This window comes from Halomonas binhaiensis (assembly GCF_008329985.2).
GTDB lineage: Bacteria > Pseudomonadota > Gammaproteobacteria > Pseudomonadales > Halomonadaceae > Halomonas > Halomonas binhaiensis.
In genome coordinates this window covers 3,458,515-3,471,834 of record NZ_CP038437.2, presented here as the reverse complement: position 1 = coordinate 3,471,834, position 13,320 = coordinate 3,458,515, and the positions used below count along the sequence as shown (strand labels likewise).

The window sequence follows — 13,320 nt, the reverse complement described above, 5'->3', positions numbered from 1 at the left end:
TTGTTCTTGTCGGCGTCTTGTTCTTGTCAGTGCTCTTTTCTGTCACTGCCTTCTGTCCTCAGAGGCAGGATCTTCAATATCGACGACATCGTGCTCATCCATGGGCTGGTAGCTGCCAGGCGCAGTGAACGCTGTCCTGGCTGTTGCCCAGAGCACCTCCAGCAGTGCCAGACTCATCAACGCCATGCCGGTGAACAGAACTAGCTGGGGGATCCATAGCGGGATGGCCAGCAGGCCGGAAGACACATCATTGAAGTCCAGGCTCTCCAGCATCAATTGCCACAGTGACCAGCACAGCAGCAGGTTCAGCAACAGCGCCACGATCAAGCAGAACAGTTCGCTCCATACGCGCAGCACTCGTGGCAGGCGCCGGATGATCAGCGACATGCGGATATGGGCGTGATGGGTGAAGGTGTAGGCCATGCCGAGGAACGTGGCTCCCACCAGCAGGAAGGCCGCCAGCTCCGAGACACCGCTGATTTCAAGCCCTATCCGGGAACTGCCGACCAGTACCAGAATGGCATCGAGCAGGCGGAACAGCACCTGTAGGGTGATCAGGGCACAGATAGCGACCATCGATACGGCGGCCCCCAGGCCGCCCAGGCGGTAGAGAAACATCAAGCGAAAAGACATCGGGCTCTTCCTCAGGCGTTTTATCGCCACCTTGGCATCACGCTGCACCGCACCGATGCGGCGCAGCGTTTCAGACAGCTAGCGCATTTGTTACAGGCGAGAGCGGTAATCCTCTACCAATGCCTTGGCCTGATCGTTTGCCCGTTTCTCCCAGTCCTCGAATAGCTTGTCTCCCGCTGCCTGCAGTGCTTCTGCCACCGCGTCGTTGGGCGTGGTAATGGTGATGTCGTGCTCTTTCAGTGCTTCTGCACCAATGGCAGCATCGGTCTTGCTGGCTTCCCAGCCGCGCTCCTCGGCCTGGGCGGCTGCGTCGAGAACGGCTTGCTGTGTCTCTTCATCCAGGCGTTCGAAGGCCTTCAGGTTGACGAAGATAATATTCTTGGGAATCCACAGGTTGGCATCGCTGAAGTTGGAGATATAGTCCCAGGCAGACATGGACTTGCCGGTGGAAACGGAAGTGATCATGGCATCCACGCGCCCGGTGGAGAACGCGGTAGGAATATCGGCCTCTTCGGTCTCGGTTGGCAAGCCGCCGAGATTTTCTGTCAGGCGCTGCGTGTTGATGTTCGGTGCGCGCACTCGCAGGCCCTTGAACTGAGATGGGTCATTGAGCTCGAAATCGGTGTAGATGCCCTGGGAAGGCCAAGGTACGGCGTAAAGAGGCTTGAGGCCCTGTTCAGCGAACAGTTCCTCGATCACGGGTTTGCTGGCTTGCCACAGGGCATAGGCCTGGTCGTAGCTTCCCGCCAGGCCGGGCAGGGTATCGAGTTCGAATACGGGCGATTCATTGGACAGAATCGAGAGGAAGACTTCACCCGCTTCGATGGTGCCCCGGCGCACGGAGGGCTTGATCTCTGCATGGCCGATCAGCGAGCCTCCGGAATGCACGCTGATGTTGAGTTCACCATCGGTTGCGTCACGCACATCCTCGGCAAACTGTTTGGTATTGACTGTATGAAAGCTGGCATCGCCGTAAGGGGTGGCCAGGTTCCAGTCGGTAGCGTACACCGGCCCTATCAGCAGGATGGTCGCCAGTCCCAGTGCCGTTGTCTGCTTGATCATGAATTCACCTTTGTTGTCGTTGGACGTGATCAATCATTGAAGCAGGTTAGTCGTCGAAGACGATCTTGTTGGATCTTGTTGGATCTTGTTGGATCTTGTTTTAGGTGCATATGACTTTTGCACATGACGTTACATGGATTCAAACACGAGGGGTGGGCACTCGCGTTCTACGCTGAATGAACGCTCTTCCTCTGCCAAGCGCTTTTTCATACGTGCAGGCATCGAGTGTCACGCACAATCCATGCCTGAGTGGACGCGACCGGGAGAGAAGAATAGATTCAATGTTCCATCATCTTCATGGCTTGCTGCCCAATAAGGCGCTTCTGGCCTTGGCAGGATGGTCTTTTGACAGGATGGTCTTTTTGACAGGATATAGACTCATGACGATTCCACTGCTCAACTGTGATGTTGGCGAAAGCTTCGGTGCCTGGAAAATGGGACGTGATGCGGATGTCATGGCCTATATCGACTGCGCCAATATTGCTTGCGGCTTTCATGCCGGAGACCCGGATGTGATGCGGCGTACCATCGGTTATGCCGTTGCCAGCGACGTACGTATCGGTGCTCACCCGGGTTATCCCGACCTGGTCGGCTTCGGGCGTCGCAGTCTGGCCGTTTCCGCCGAGGAAGCCGAGAACCTGCTGCTGTATCAGATTGGTGCACTCGATGGCGTATGCCGGGCCGAAGGGACAAGGGTCAGTTATGTGAAACCCCATGGTGCCCTGTACAACGACATGGCCGCCAACCATGAGCTCCTGCGTGCCACTATGCGCGCAGTCAAAGCCTATGATCCGGCGTTGCCCCTGCTGGTGATGTCCACGGCTGACATAGCGCCGGTACGTGCCCTGGCTGAGGAAGAGGGCGTGACACTGTGGTTCGAGGTGTTTGCCGATCGAGCCTATGAGCCCACTGGACAACTGGTGTCTCGGCGTGAACCAGGGGCCGTGCATCATGACGAGGCGACCATCGTGGCCCAGGCCGTGACCCTGGCCAAGGGCGAGGCACTCCGTGCCCGCGATGGCAGCGTGTTGCACCTGCTTGCTGATACGCTTTGCGTGCATGGCGACAACGAGAGTTCCGTGGCTGCCGTGCGCGCCATTCGCCAGGCATTCGATGCCCTCTAGCGGGGGGCGATAAATACAAGGAATTGAACCCCTGTCCTATGGAGAAACATCCTGTCGTTGATACCAAAACTGCTCGTATCGAAACCGTTCGTATCGAAACCGTTGCCTTCGATAGTCTGATCCTGCGTCTGTTTGATGCCATCGATGAAGCCCACATGCCTTGGGTGCTGGCTGCCGTGAAGGCAGTACGCGACACCCTGCAGGAGCGAGCCTTGGAAGTGGTGCCTTCCTATACCACGGTGCTGGTGCAGGTCGATATCGAACGGCTGTCCCTGGACGAGGCCCGGCACAGCTTGCGGCAAGCGCTGGCAAGGCTTGAGCCGTTGGCTTCCGGAAGCGGGACCCTGCATGAAATTCCCGTGTGGTATGACGCCAGTGTCGGGCCAGAACTACCGCGTATTGCCGAGCGCTTGAAGGTTTCCAGTGATGAGATCATCGCTCGTCACTGTGCGCATGAATACAGTGTCTTTGCCCTTGGCTTCGCTCCTGGATATGGCTTCATGGGGCTGGTCGAAGAGGCCTTGGCAACGCCGCGGCTGAAGACACCGCGCCAGAAGGTAGCGGCGGGTAGTGTCGGTATCGCTGACCGCCAGACGGCCATCTATCCCGCCACCTCTCCCGGAGGCTGGAATCTGCTTGGGCGCACCGCGGTCAAGCTGTTCGACCGCAATAGAGAAGGCTACACCTTGTTCCAGCCCGGAGACCGCGTACGCTTCATCGCCATTGATCGTGCCACCTTCGTTGCCCAGGGAGGTGACACCACGCCCCAACCCGAAGAGGTCAATCCATGACACTGAGAGTGGAGCATGTCGGGCCCATGGCCCTGGTGGTGGATGGTGGGCGCAGTGGTGTGCGTCATCTCGGGGTGACTCAGGGCGGAGCCCTGGACTGGGTAGCGCTGGGGTGGGCCAACTGGTTGCTGGGCAATGCAGTGGACGCCGCAGGCATCGAGATCATGGTGGGTGGACTGACGCTTGTTGCAGAAGCCGACACGACGCTGGCACTGGCTGGGGCGGATCTACAGGCGAAGATCGATGGTCAGGCGATCAAGCCAGGACGACACTTTGTGCTGGCAAAGGGCCAGCAGCTTGCCTTCGAGCGCCCCGAGAGAGGCCTGCGAGCCTATCTGGCCTTGCCTGGAGGCATTCAGGCCGAAGCGGTGATGGGCAGTGTATCGAGCACTGTGCGTGAAGGGCTGGGTGGGCTCGATGGACAAGGTCGGCCGCTGGCGGTGGGCGATGTATTGCAGCCTCGAGTACAGATGGCCCAAGGCCACAGGACAATACCTGAAGCGGCAGCTAACTCACCGTTACCGGTTGCCAGTGAGCTCTTGTCGCTTGACCTGGTGCCGGGGGCACAAGTGGCGGCTTTTTCAGGCACTAGCCTGTTCAAGGTCTTCCACAGCACATGGCACCTGGACCAGCGTGCCGACCGCATGGGCATGCGCCTGACCGGGCCAGAGTTGTCATGTTCGCTGAAGGGCATCATTTCCGAAGGCATCCCGCTGGGCGCCGTACAGGTACCACCAGATGGTCAGCCGATCATCCTGATGAACGATCGCCAGACCATTGGTGGTTACCCACGTCTGGGCGCTTTGACACCGCTGTCCTGTGCCAGGCTGGCGCAATGCATGCCAGGCCAGCCGATACGGCTTCAGGTAATTACTCCAGAACGGGCCCGGCGCGAGTATCTTGCACAGCTGGCTTTATGGTCGAGTTAGGGTTTGGTGTTCTCCAATGATGCTTCGTGTAGGTGCGTGAGTGCTTACCACTGGTAGCTGACGGTGGCTTCGACGGAGCGTTCGGCACCGAAGTAGCAGTAGTTCAGGTCGTAGCAGGATGCCACGTAGTCTTTGTCCAGCAGGTTGTTGACGTTGAGGCGTGCAGAAACGCCCTTGAGGCCGACATGGCTGAAGTCGTAACCCAGGGTAGCGTCTACCAGGGTGTAGTCCGGCACTTTCTCGGTATTGGCGCGATCGGCCTGGATATCCGCGTGATACCTCACTCCAAGTCCGGTATTCAACCCTGCCAGGGGGCCGTCCTGTGCCTCGTAGTAGCCCCAAAGCGAAGCAATATGCCTGGGAGAGGCAATGATCTCATTACCTTCCTCGCTGGGGTTGTCGCTCTTGGAGTAAGTAGCGTCGGTGAATGCATAGCCTGCGTGGAGGCGGAAGCTGTCGGTCAACTGAGTCTGGGCCTCAAGCTCCACGCCCTGGGATTCGATTTCGCCCACAGCATGGAAGTACAGTTCATCAGGCTGCTTGGTAGCGACGTTTTCCTGAGTGATATGGAACAGGGCAAGGGAGTACTGGTCCTGAGTGCCGGTGGGCTGGTATTTGACACCGGCCTCCATCTGAGCGCCTTCCATTGGATCGAGGAGATCGCCGTTGGCGTCTGCCTGGCTGGTAGGAGAGAACGACGTGGTGTAGTTGGCAAAGGGTGAAACACCATTGTCGAAAGCATACAGCAGGCCGACTCGTCCGCTGAACTGAGTATCGTCCAGAGAGCTGGTGGTATCCGCAATACGGTTGTTGTTATCGATGCTGACCCAGTCATAGCGTCCGCCGATGGCCAGGTGCCAGCGGTCCCACTGCAGCTGGTCCTGCAGGTAGACTCCAGTCTGTTCCAGTTTGTGGTGGCCTTCCTCGTAGACCACCAGATCACCTACAGGACCTGCACCATAGGACGGGTTGTATGCATCGATGGTCGGGAAGGTGCCGTAGGACCAACTGACATCATTGTCACGATATTGATAGTCGAGACCTGCCAGTACACGGTGCTGAAGCTCTCCCGTGGCAAAGTTGGCTTCCAACTGGTTATCGACTGTCCAGGCTTTCAGTGATTCATCGGCTCCGGAGTATCCGCGGTACAGCTCGGTATCGTTCGCCCAACCGGACGCATAGACCTGGTCCAGCTCGACATCAGCCTCAAGATAACGCAGGTTCTGGCGAGCGGTCAGACCATCACTGAAGCGATGTTCAAGCTCATAACCCAGCAATACCTGGTTACGCTCGAAGTTGTCATAGTCATCCTCGCCTTCGAAGAAGGTGTTGTCGATATGGCGGCCGGCATGAGACTTGACGGTGCCTTCATAGGGCAGGCCTGCATGGTAGGCGCCTTCAGGCTCTCGAGAGAGGTAAGCGTAGAGATTCAGCGTGGTGGCATCGGTGATATCCCAGGCGAGCTGGGGCGCGATGAAATACCCTTCTTCTTCAACGTGGTCAAACTGGGTATCAGCAGCACGCCCTTTACCGGTGACACGCCAGGCCACACGCTTTTCCTCGTCAAGGGTGCCATTGACATCAAATGCCGCTTCACGCTGAGCATTATTGCCGAAGCCCAGTTGAATCTCGCCACTGTCGTCGAAAGTAGGGCGCTTGCGCGATAGCGCTACCACACCGCCTGGGGAAGCACGGCCATAGAGGACTGATGCAGGCCCCTTGACCACTTCAATGGACTCTAGGAAGTACGGGTCGATACTTAGTGAACTGTAGGCCGAGGTATCACCCATGACCTTCAAGCCATCAAGGAAAGTGTTGCCAACACTACCGTCGGAGAAGCCCCGCAATACGATGTAGTCGTAGCGATTGGATGAACCGATCTGATTGGTGAAGGCTCCCGGTGTATAGTCCAGCGCGCGCTGCACGGTTTCCGCGCCACGCTGCTCGATGTCTTCGGCGCTGACCACCGAGGTGGCTTGAGGCGTCTCGTTGAATGGTGTTTTAGTCTTGGTGGCCGCGTCGCCGACCACGGTCACGGTGGACAGCTCTTCGCTGTCGCTGGAGACCGTTTGGGCCATGGCTACCGAGGAGCAGGCCGTGGCAACACTGGCGGCCAGCAATGCGGGGCTGAGTTTTACGAGCGCAGGTTTGAGCGGGAAAGGCAGTCGTTGTTCGGGCATGGGTATCGCTTACCAGTCAGTTACGGCACCAGAGCATGGATGGATGGACTTCCTGTCAGCTTCTATCAGGCCCAGGCCGCGGGAGTGTTGTGTTAGAGATGCGTTTTGGTAATGCGAATTATTACATTTTGTGACTGAGTCTCGGTTATGCGCGGTGACAAGAGGCTTATGCGTGATGACAGGGTTGAGCCACGAGCCACGAGCCACGAGCCACGAGCCACGAGCCACAAGCTACGAGCCACGAGCCACGAGCCACGAGCCACAAGCCACAAGCTACGAGCTACGAGCTACGAGCTACGAGCCACGAGCCACGAGCCACGAGCTACGAGCTACGAGCTACGAGCTATGAGCTATGAGCTACGCGCGCTGGGCCAGGGCACTGGGCGGGATGCCAAAGCGACGGCGGAAAGCGGTGGAGAAGTTGCTGGTGTGGCCATAGCCGCAGGCAAAGGCAGCCTGCTGGACACTGGTACCCTGGGACAGCAGTTCATGAGCCAGTAGCAGGCGACGCTCGCGCAGGTAATCGAACAGCGACGTGGCGAAACAGCGCTGGAACTTGGTGCGCAGGCTGGAGGAGCTCATCGAGGCCAGGGTGGCCAGCTCCTCCAGGCTCCAGGCGTGTGCCGGATCCTCGTGCAGATGACGGCGAACATCTTCCAGGCGTTTGCGTTCTGTGGGAGAGAGGCTGCTGTCCCTTTGGTGGGGAACGAAGGCGAGCCCATGGGACAACAATTGCAGGCAGATAGCCTCGAGCATCAACTGGCGCTGTCCGGCAGAAGGCCGGGGTTGAGACTGAAGCTGAGACCGGGGCTGAGACTGGGGTTGAGACCGGGGTTGAGACTGAAGCTGGACAGCTTGCTCCAGCACTGGGGTCAGAAATCCAGGCAATGGCCAGATATGCAGATCGGGCCGCTCGGCATGCAGTAACGCCGCCACCTCCGGATGGTCACCCAGAGCAGCAATGGCGGATTGATCGAGTGACAGATTGAGCGTGCGCAGGCGCTGGCCGGCAGCCTGATGCACGCACAAGGCAACCTGTTCTGCCAGGCGGGCGCTAAGTGCGCTTCCGGCGCTCAGGCGGTGTTGGCGCTGGTCAATGGCCACATCAATGACGCCTTCCAGCACGACACAGATGAACAGCGGTGCGGTTCGGGTCGAGCTGGAAGCATAGGAATGCAGGACGTCAACATCGGAAAAGGTCAGTTGCCAGCCAGGCCGGACCTGTGCCTCGACCACTCGGCCTTTCAAGATGGAAAGGTCTTCGGCGTCGGTATCACCAAACACATAATCGATGCCATGACGCTGGCCGAAGCCAACAAAGTCTTTGACAGTGAAGGTTGCCTTCGAAAGCCCCATGCTGCCTACGCCTTCAACCACTCACTGCCACGGCTTTGCCAGACCCTGCCTTACCAGATCGGGCCTTGCCCGCCTTGGCCTTGCCACATTCATCCAACGGGCAGTTGCCGCAGTAGCCAAACTCCGGAATGCGATAGCGCAGGCAACAGAGTCGGCGGGTACGCTGGACTTCGCCGCTGGCGTCTTCCATATAACGCACCGGCATGAACATCGGGTTGCGGCGGCCATCCGGGTAAACCCGATGATCGAGCAGGCGTTTGGCTTCGTCCGCCACATGGGGCAGAGCCATGGGGTGGTGGGCCAAGTTGGCGACAAAGTATTCGAAATAGTTGCCGAAGTTGCTCCAGAACACCTTTGGTGCTGCACCACTGATGCAGGACAGCGTCTCGACCAGTGGTGATACATGCCCTTGCAGCAGCCGCTCGAAGCGCTGGAAGGCATCCAGCGAGTCCAGGGGCTTGCCTTCATGGGCGATGGCAACGCTTGCGGTGCAACCTTCGTCATTGATGAGCACTGCCATGTCGTCGAGTTCTACGGGCAGATCGCGCTCCAGCAACAGGTTGGCGGCCAGGTAGGGCACTACCAGAGTAGAGAAATGCCACTTCGACCAGATCGAGGTGATGGCCTTGATATCGCTGCTCTGATAGTGCACGGAGTAGCGCTCAAGCAGCTCATCCAGCACATGGGTATCGAGTAGACGCTCAGCAGGCAAGGCATCGGCGGGGATGCCAACGATGGGAGGCGTCAACTGCTCAAGCGGGCCGCAGTACAAGCGGGATAGCGCGGTGGTCATGGCACTTTCCGTGGTGGACTTCCTGTAGATTCAGCGCCCGAGCAGTATGGATTAAATGGGAATTGTTATCAAATAGTTCCGTGTTTCACTCAACCAGATCTTCAACCACGACTTCCATTTGCCCAGCCCGCCATACCAGGCTGGGTGTCGGGCCTTCGTCCAGGTCTGCGCAGGTATCGACGCGCATGATCGTCAGGGCCTGGCAGGTGATGCGTATCTTTCCCTGGGCGGCTGGTCCCTGGCTGGAAGGAATGTGCCAGTGCAGTGTCACCTGGCGTTGTTCTTCATCCCCTTGGTCATCGTGGATGCTCAAGTGAGGTTGAACATCATTCGTCACATGCCGGGACAGGTACTCGAGAGCGGCGAGGTGGGCGCATTGCTGTACCGGGTTGAGCCGGGAATCGCCGCGATAGCAGGGCAGGTAGCGTTGCCCCTGGGCTTCATGTTCGAGCAGCGGACGAGCCTGCTCGGGAGTGATGCGTCCATACTTGCGCACCGGCGACAGAAGGATACAGCTGGCGGCCAGGCGGCAGCCGCCGAGATGAGTACATTCCCAGACATCGAAAGGTAGCTCGCCTTCCTGAGCCGCCTGGTGCAATGCACGGTAGGCCGAGTAGCCGTACTTGGCGCAGCACTTGTCCTTCTTGCCGTGGGTACAGCACAGCATCAGGTCCTGGTCCACCGGGCCGTGATACCAGCTATCGAGAGGTTTTCCCGCCTGCCAGGCATCGAGAAAGGCTTCCAGGGACTCCCGGGGCACATCAAAAGCCTGGCGTTCAGGCATCAAGAAGATGCGGTGCAGGTGGCTTGGCATGCCGCGGCGGTGAATCAGATTGATGCGACGACCATTGCCAGCAATGGCATCCAGGCGCTGGCTCAGTGCTTCCGGCATATCGCCGGCGATGCGCAGGCTACGTGCCCACTTGGCTCGCGGCCAACTGATCAGCAGATTGTGCTCGACATGGGCAGCACTGCCTGCCAGTGGGTCGTCCTGATCAAGGCTGAGTTCAGTGCAGAAGGTATGACTCATGAAACGTGGAAAACCTCTGTCATCGTTCTAGCGTTATCCCGATGCCTCGGTGGCGGGTTCGACCTGGGGCTGGCGGTGCTGCAGGCAGGGAACACATACCAGGCTGCCGCTGTGCGGGTCGCGGATGACGCTGGCATCGAGCTCGAACACCTTCTTCAGGTTGTCTGAAGTGAAGACGTCCTCTGGCGAGCCACATTCGAGGATACGTCCGTCACGCATCATCACCAGTTCATCGGCATAGGCTGCCGCCAGGTTGAGATCGTGCAGCACCAGCAGCAGGGTGCGACCACGTTCGTGAGCCAGACGGGTCAGTAGTTCCAGCAGGTCCACCTGAACCTTCAGGTCGAGAAAGGTCGTCGGCTCGTCCAGCAGAATCAGGTCGGTATCCTGGGCCAGCACCATGGCGATCCAGCAGCGCTGACGCTGCCCTCCTGATAGCGCATCGATACTACGCTCGGCGAATTCCGTGACATGGGTAAAGGCCATGGCTTCCTCGACGGCTCGCTCATCCTCGCTGCGATTCTGACGCCACAGGCGCTGATGGGGAAAGCGTCCCATGGTCACCAATTGACGTACTGTCAGGCCTTCGGGAGCGGAGGGGCCTTGCGGCAGGATGCCCAGACGCTGGGCCACCTCTCTTGTGCTGCTGCGATGAATGTCTTCGCCATCGAGCAATACCCGGCCAGCACTGGGCTTGAGTGTCCGCGCCAGGGTCTTGAGCAGGGTTGATTTGCCACTGCCGTTGGGGCCAAGCAGCACTGTGAGCTTGCCTTCCGGAATCGCCAGGTCGACACCATCCAGGACTCGCCGGGATTCATAGCCGGCGCTCAGGTGTTCACCTCGCAGGCGAGAGTGAGAAGGCGGTGACACGGTCATGGATCGAGCTCGTCGGTGCAAAGGTTAGGGCTGCAAAGATCAGGGCAAGGACGGGCACGTTATGACAAAAAGTTCTCATTTTCAATGCAGGTGGGGGACGGGGGTGGTGGAGGGACTGTGGAGAAAGGATGAATCCCTCATTATTCAGAGGTTTCCATGCAATCTATTAGAGAAGCATGATCTGCATATTATGCATGGACACGCATTTCGCAAACATTTAGGATAATCGTTCGCATTTACGAAACACCCAAAAAGCACAAACTGGAACACCCAAGGGATGAAAAATTCAAAGAACTGCCATGCGCTGCTGCCGCTTGTGTCGGCAATCGGGCTAGTGGCCTCTACTTCTGCCTTCGCTGCAGAAGGCGACAATACTGGCGGACAGAAGGCCAATAATGCCGATTCTGACGTCGTCGTCGTGACGGCTTCGCGCACGGGAGCAACGAAAGAAGACTCCCCGCAGACTGTCCGCATCATCAGCAAGGAAGAGATCAATCAGCAGCTCCAGATCACGACGGATTCCTCCCAGATCCTGAGTAATCTGCTGCCTTCCTACTCTCCCAGTCGTCAGAAGATGTCTGGCAGCGGTGAGACGCTGCGCGGACGTACTCCGCTGGTGATGATCGATGGCATTCCGCAGTCCAACCCGCTGCGTCCCACCGGGCGGGAAATGCATACCATCGACTATTCCATGGTTGACCATATCGAGGTCATCCAGGGGGCCAACGCGACCAATGGAGTGGGCGCGACCGGCGGTACCATCAATATCATCACCAAGCGTCCTGAGCCGGGTTCCTTCAACCAGCATGCTGAAGTCCAACTGACCACGCCGACCAGTCAGCTGAAGAACGAGACCAACAGCTACAAGACCAACTATGGTTTCAGCGGCAACAGTGGCAACTGGGACTATCTGTTCTCCGCCACCTATGAAGACCAGGGCATGTTCCTGGATGGCGATGATGACTATGTCGGGGTCGACAATACCCAGGGCGACCTGATGGATTCCCGGGCCTACGATATCTTCGGCAAGCTGGCCTACTGGATCGATGACAACCAGCGCGTGCAGTTGAGCGTCAATCGCTACGAGATCGAGGGCAACAACGATTACGTCAGTGTCACCGGTGATCGTGAGAATGGTGTTCCGACCACTTCCGAACGTGGTACGCCGGAAGGCGCGGCACCGTACAACGAGGTGTGGACCACTGGCCTGACCTACGATAACTACGACCTGGCGGGTTGGGAGATGAATTTCCTGGCCTTCTATCAGGACTATGAGTCGCTGTTTGGTGCTACCAACTCTGGCTCCTTCCAGGACCCGTCAATCGCCCCGGATGGCACCCTGTACGACCAGACCAATGCCACCACGAGCAAGTACGGCACCAAGCTGTCCTTGACCAGGGGCGACCTGTGGGACGATCGCCTGAAAGTCACTGCTGGCTTCGACACCCTGGTCGACGAGACTGAGCAGTACCTGTATCAGACGAACCGTACCTATGTACCTCAGTCCGATTACACCGACCTGTCGCCATTCCTCCAGTTCGAACTCAAGCCCATCGACTCCCTGACCCTGTCGGCAGGCGTGCGTTATGAGTACGCCAAGATTGAAGTCGATGACTATCAGACCGTCGCTGGTCGTGGTGGTGTCGATGTGGAAGGCGGATCACCAAGCTTCGATGAAACGCTCTACAACTTCGGTGCGGTGTGGTCACCGATCGACAACTGGAGCCTGTTTGCCAACTATTCCGAAGGCTTCTCGATCCCGGATGTGGGCCGTGCCCTGCGCAGCATCAGCGAGCCGGGTCAATCCGTGGATGACTTCAAGAATCTGCAACCGATCGTCACGGACAACATCGAGACCGGTGTGCGCTACCAGGGTGACAGGCTGGGTGCCGAGCTGAGCTACTACGAGTCGTCCTCTGACTTCGGTGGCCGAGTGGACCGCGAGAATGATGCCTTCGTTCTGCGTCGCGAGGAAAACGAGATCAAGGGCGTTGAAGCCTCTGTGGATTACCGTTTCAACGATGCGCACAAGACTCGCCTCGCCTATTCGCACATGGAAGGGCGTTACGACTCCAACGACAACGGCACTCTGGATGCCAAGTTGAATGGTCTCAACGTCGCTCCGGATCGCCTGATCGCCAGCTGGTCGGCCAACTGGACGCCGAAGATCAGCTCCTTCGTCCAGGCCAACTATGCCTTCGACAAGAGCTTCGATGAAGAAGAACGCGAGTTCGATGGCTACCTGCTGGTCGATGCTGCCATGGGCTACAAGCTGCCTGTCGGTCAGGTCAATGTTGGCGTCTCCAACCTGTTCGACAAAGAGTACATCACCTACTACTCGCAGAGTGCACTGGTCGATGACGAACGCTACTTCGCGGGTCGTGGGCGTACCGTAACTGTGGGTTATAGCGTGGATTTCTGATCCGTGGATCCATTGATCCATCAGGCCCTTGCTCCGGCAAGGGCCTGATGCAATGTAAAGCAACAGCCAAAACAATAACCACATAACTAATATAAGGAAGCGCTGAATAAGGCAGTCGAGTGCA

Annotated in this window: 11 protein-coding genes; 4 read left to right on the top strand and 7 right to left on the bottom strand. The window is 58.2% G+C overall.

Going from position 1 to position 13,320, the window contains the following annotated elements:
* Positions 1-42 precede the first annotated feature (42 nt).
* Complete coding sequence (locus E4T21_RS15190; protein WP_149285861.1) at positions 43-633, bottom strand: TRAP transporter small permease; 591 nt, start codon at positions 631-633, stop codon at positions 43-45.
* A gap of 90 nt (positions 634-723) precedes the next feature.
* Complete coding sequence (locus tag E4T21_RS15185) at positions 724-1,695, bottom strand: TRAP transporter substrate-binding protein (protein WP_149285860.1); 972 nt, start codon at positions 1,693-1,695, stop codon at positions 724-726.
* A 380-nt stretch (positions 1,696-2,075) separates the two neighbouring features.
* Between E4T21_RS15185 and E4T21_RS15180 the strand changes: the two genes are divergently transcribed.
* From E4T21_RS15180 to E4T21_RS15170, 3 genes are read left to right on the top strand one after another with little or no spacing between them, the layout of a single operon-like run.
* Positions 2,076-2,819 carry a 5-oxoprolinase subunit PxpA gene (locus E4T21_RS15180; RefSeq protein ID WP_149285859.1) on the top strand — a complete coding sequence of 248 codons (744 nt, stop codon included), beginning with the start codon at positions 2,076-2,078 and terminating at the stop codon, positions 2,817-2,819.
* 38 nt (positions 2,820-2,857) lie between these two features.
* Positions 2,858-3,610: a 5-oxoprolinase subunit PxpB gene (gene pxpB, locus E4T21_RS15175; protein WP_149285858.1), complete on the top strand. Its 753-nt coding sequence runs from the start codon at positions 2,858-2,860 to the stop codon at positions 3,608-3,610.
* Entirely contained in the window at positions 3,607-4,539 is a 933-nt protein-coding gene (locus E4T21_RS15170) for a 5-oxoprolinase subunit C family protein (RefSeq protein WP_149285857.1), read from the top strand. Before pxpB ends, E4T21_RS15170 begins: the two co-directional genes overlap by 4 nt.
* A gap of 44 nt (positions 4,540-4,583) precedes the next feature.
* Here E4T21_RS15170 and E4T21_RS15165 read toward each other — a convergent pair whose 3' ends face one another.
* The 5 genes from E4T21_RS15165 to E4T21_RS15145 all read right to left on the bottom strand — a co-directional run bounded on the left by E4T21_RS15165 (position 4,584) and on the right by E4T21_RS15145 (position 10,774).
* The gene (locus E4T21_RS15165; protein ID WP_149285856.1) at positions 4,584-6,719 is read right to left on the bottom strand and encodes a TonB-dependent siderophore receptor; all 2,136 of its coding nucleotides are present in this window, start codon (positions 6,717-6,719) and stop codon (positions 4,584-4,586) included.
* A gap of 357 nt (positions 6,720-7,076) precedes the next feature.
* Positions 7,077-8,075: an AraC family transcriptional regulator gene (locus tag E4T21_RS15160; RefSeq protein ID WP_149285855.1), complete on the bottom strand. Its 999-nt coding sequence runs from the start codon at positions 8,073-8,075 to the stop codon at positions 7,077-7,079.
* 13 nt (positions 8,076-8,088) lie between these two features.
* A complete protein-coding gene (gene fhuF / locus E4T21_RS15155; RefSeq protein WP_149285854.1) occupies positions 8,089-8,868 on the bottom strand; it encodes a siderophore-iron reductase FhuF in 780 nt (259 codons plus the stop codon).
* 85 nt (positions 8,869-8,953) lie between these two features.
* Positions 8,954-9,898, bottom strand: a complete 945-nt coding sequence (locus tag E4T21_RS15150) for a sucrase ferredoxin (protein WP_149285853.1) — start codon at positions 9,896-9,898, stop codon at positions 8,954-8,956.
* 33 nt (positions 9,899-9,931) lie between these two features.
* Positions 9,932-10,774 (bottom strand): ABC transporter ATP-binding protein, encoded by an 843-nt coding sequence (locus E4T21_RS15145; RefSeq protein WP_149285852.1) that lies wholly within the window; start codon positions 10,772-10,774, stop codon positions 9,932-9,934.
* A gap of 277 nt (positions 10,775-11,051) precedes the next feature.
* Between E4T21_RS15145 and E4T21_RS15140 the strand changes: the two genes are divergently transcribed.
* Entirely contained in the window at positions 11,052-13,196 is a 2,145-nt protein-coding gene (locus tag E4T21_RS15140) for a TonB-dependent receptor (protein WP_149285851.1), read from the top strand.
* Positions 13,197-13,320 lie beyond the last annotated feature (124 nt).

What these genes read in the sequence shown, in the direction of transcription:
- pxpB (WP_149285858.1), top strand. Translation starts at nt 2,858, where the DNA reads ATGGAGAAACATCCTGTCGTTGATACCAAAACTGCTCGTATCGAAACC.
- E4T21_RS15150 (WP_149285853.1), bottom strand. Translation starts at nt 9,898, where the DNA reads ATGAGTCATACCTTCTGCACTGAACTCAGCCTTGATCAGGACGACCCA.
- E4T21_RS15190 (WP_149285861.1), bottom strand. Translation starts at nt 633, where the DNA reads ATGTCTTTTCGCTTGATGTTTCTCTACCGCCTGGGCGGCCTGGGGGCC.
- E4T21_RS15180 (WP_149285859.1), top strand. Translation starts at nt 2,076, where the DNA reads ATGACGATTCCACTGCTCAACTGTGATGTTGGCGAAAGCTTCGGTGCC.
- E4T21_RS15145 (WP_149285852.1), bottom strand. Translation starts at nt 10,774, where the DNA reads ATGACCGTGTCACCGCCTTCTCACTCTCGCCTGCGAGGTGAACACCTG.
- E4T21_RS15160 (WP_149285855.1), bottom strand. Translation starts at nt 8,075, where the DNA reads ATGGGGCTTTCGAAGGCAACCTTCACTGTCAAAGACTTTGTTGGCTTC.
- E4T21_RS15165 (WP_149285856.1), bottom strand. Translation starts at nt 6,719, where the DNA reads ATGCCCGAACAACGACTGCCTTTCCCGCTCAAACCTGCGCTCGTAAAA.
- E4T21_RS15140 (WP_149285851.1), top strand. Translation starts at nt 11,052, where the DNA reads ATGAAAAATTCAAAGAACTGCCATGCGCTGCTGCCGCTTGTGTCGGCA.
- E4T21_RS15185 (WP_149285860.1), bottom strand. Translation starts at nt 1,695, where the DNA reads ATGATCAAGCAGACAACGGCACTGGGACTGGCGACCATCCTGCTGATA.
- E4T21_RS15170 (WP_149285857.1), top strand. Translation starts at nt 3,607, where the DNA reads ATGACACTGAGAGTGGAGCATGTCGGGCCCATGGCCCTGGTGGTGGAT.
- fhuF (WP_149285854.1), bottom strand. Translation starts at nt 8,868, where the DNA reads ATGACCACCGCGCTATCCCGCTTGTACTGCGGCCCGCTTGAGCAGTTG.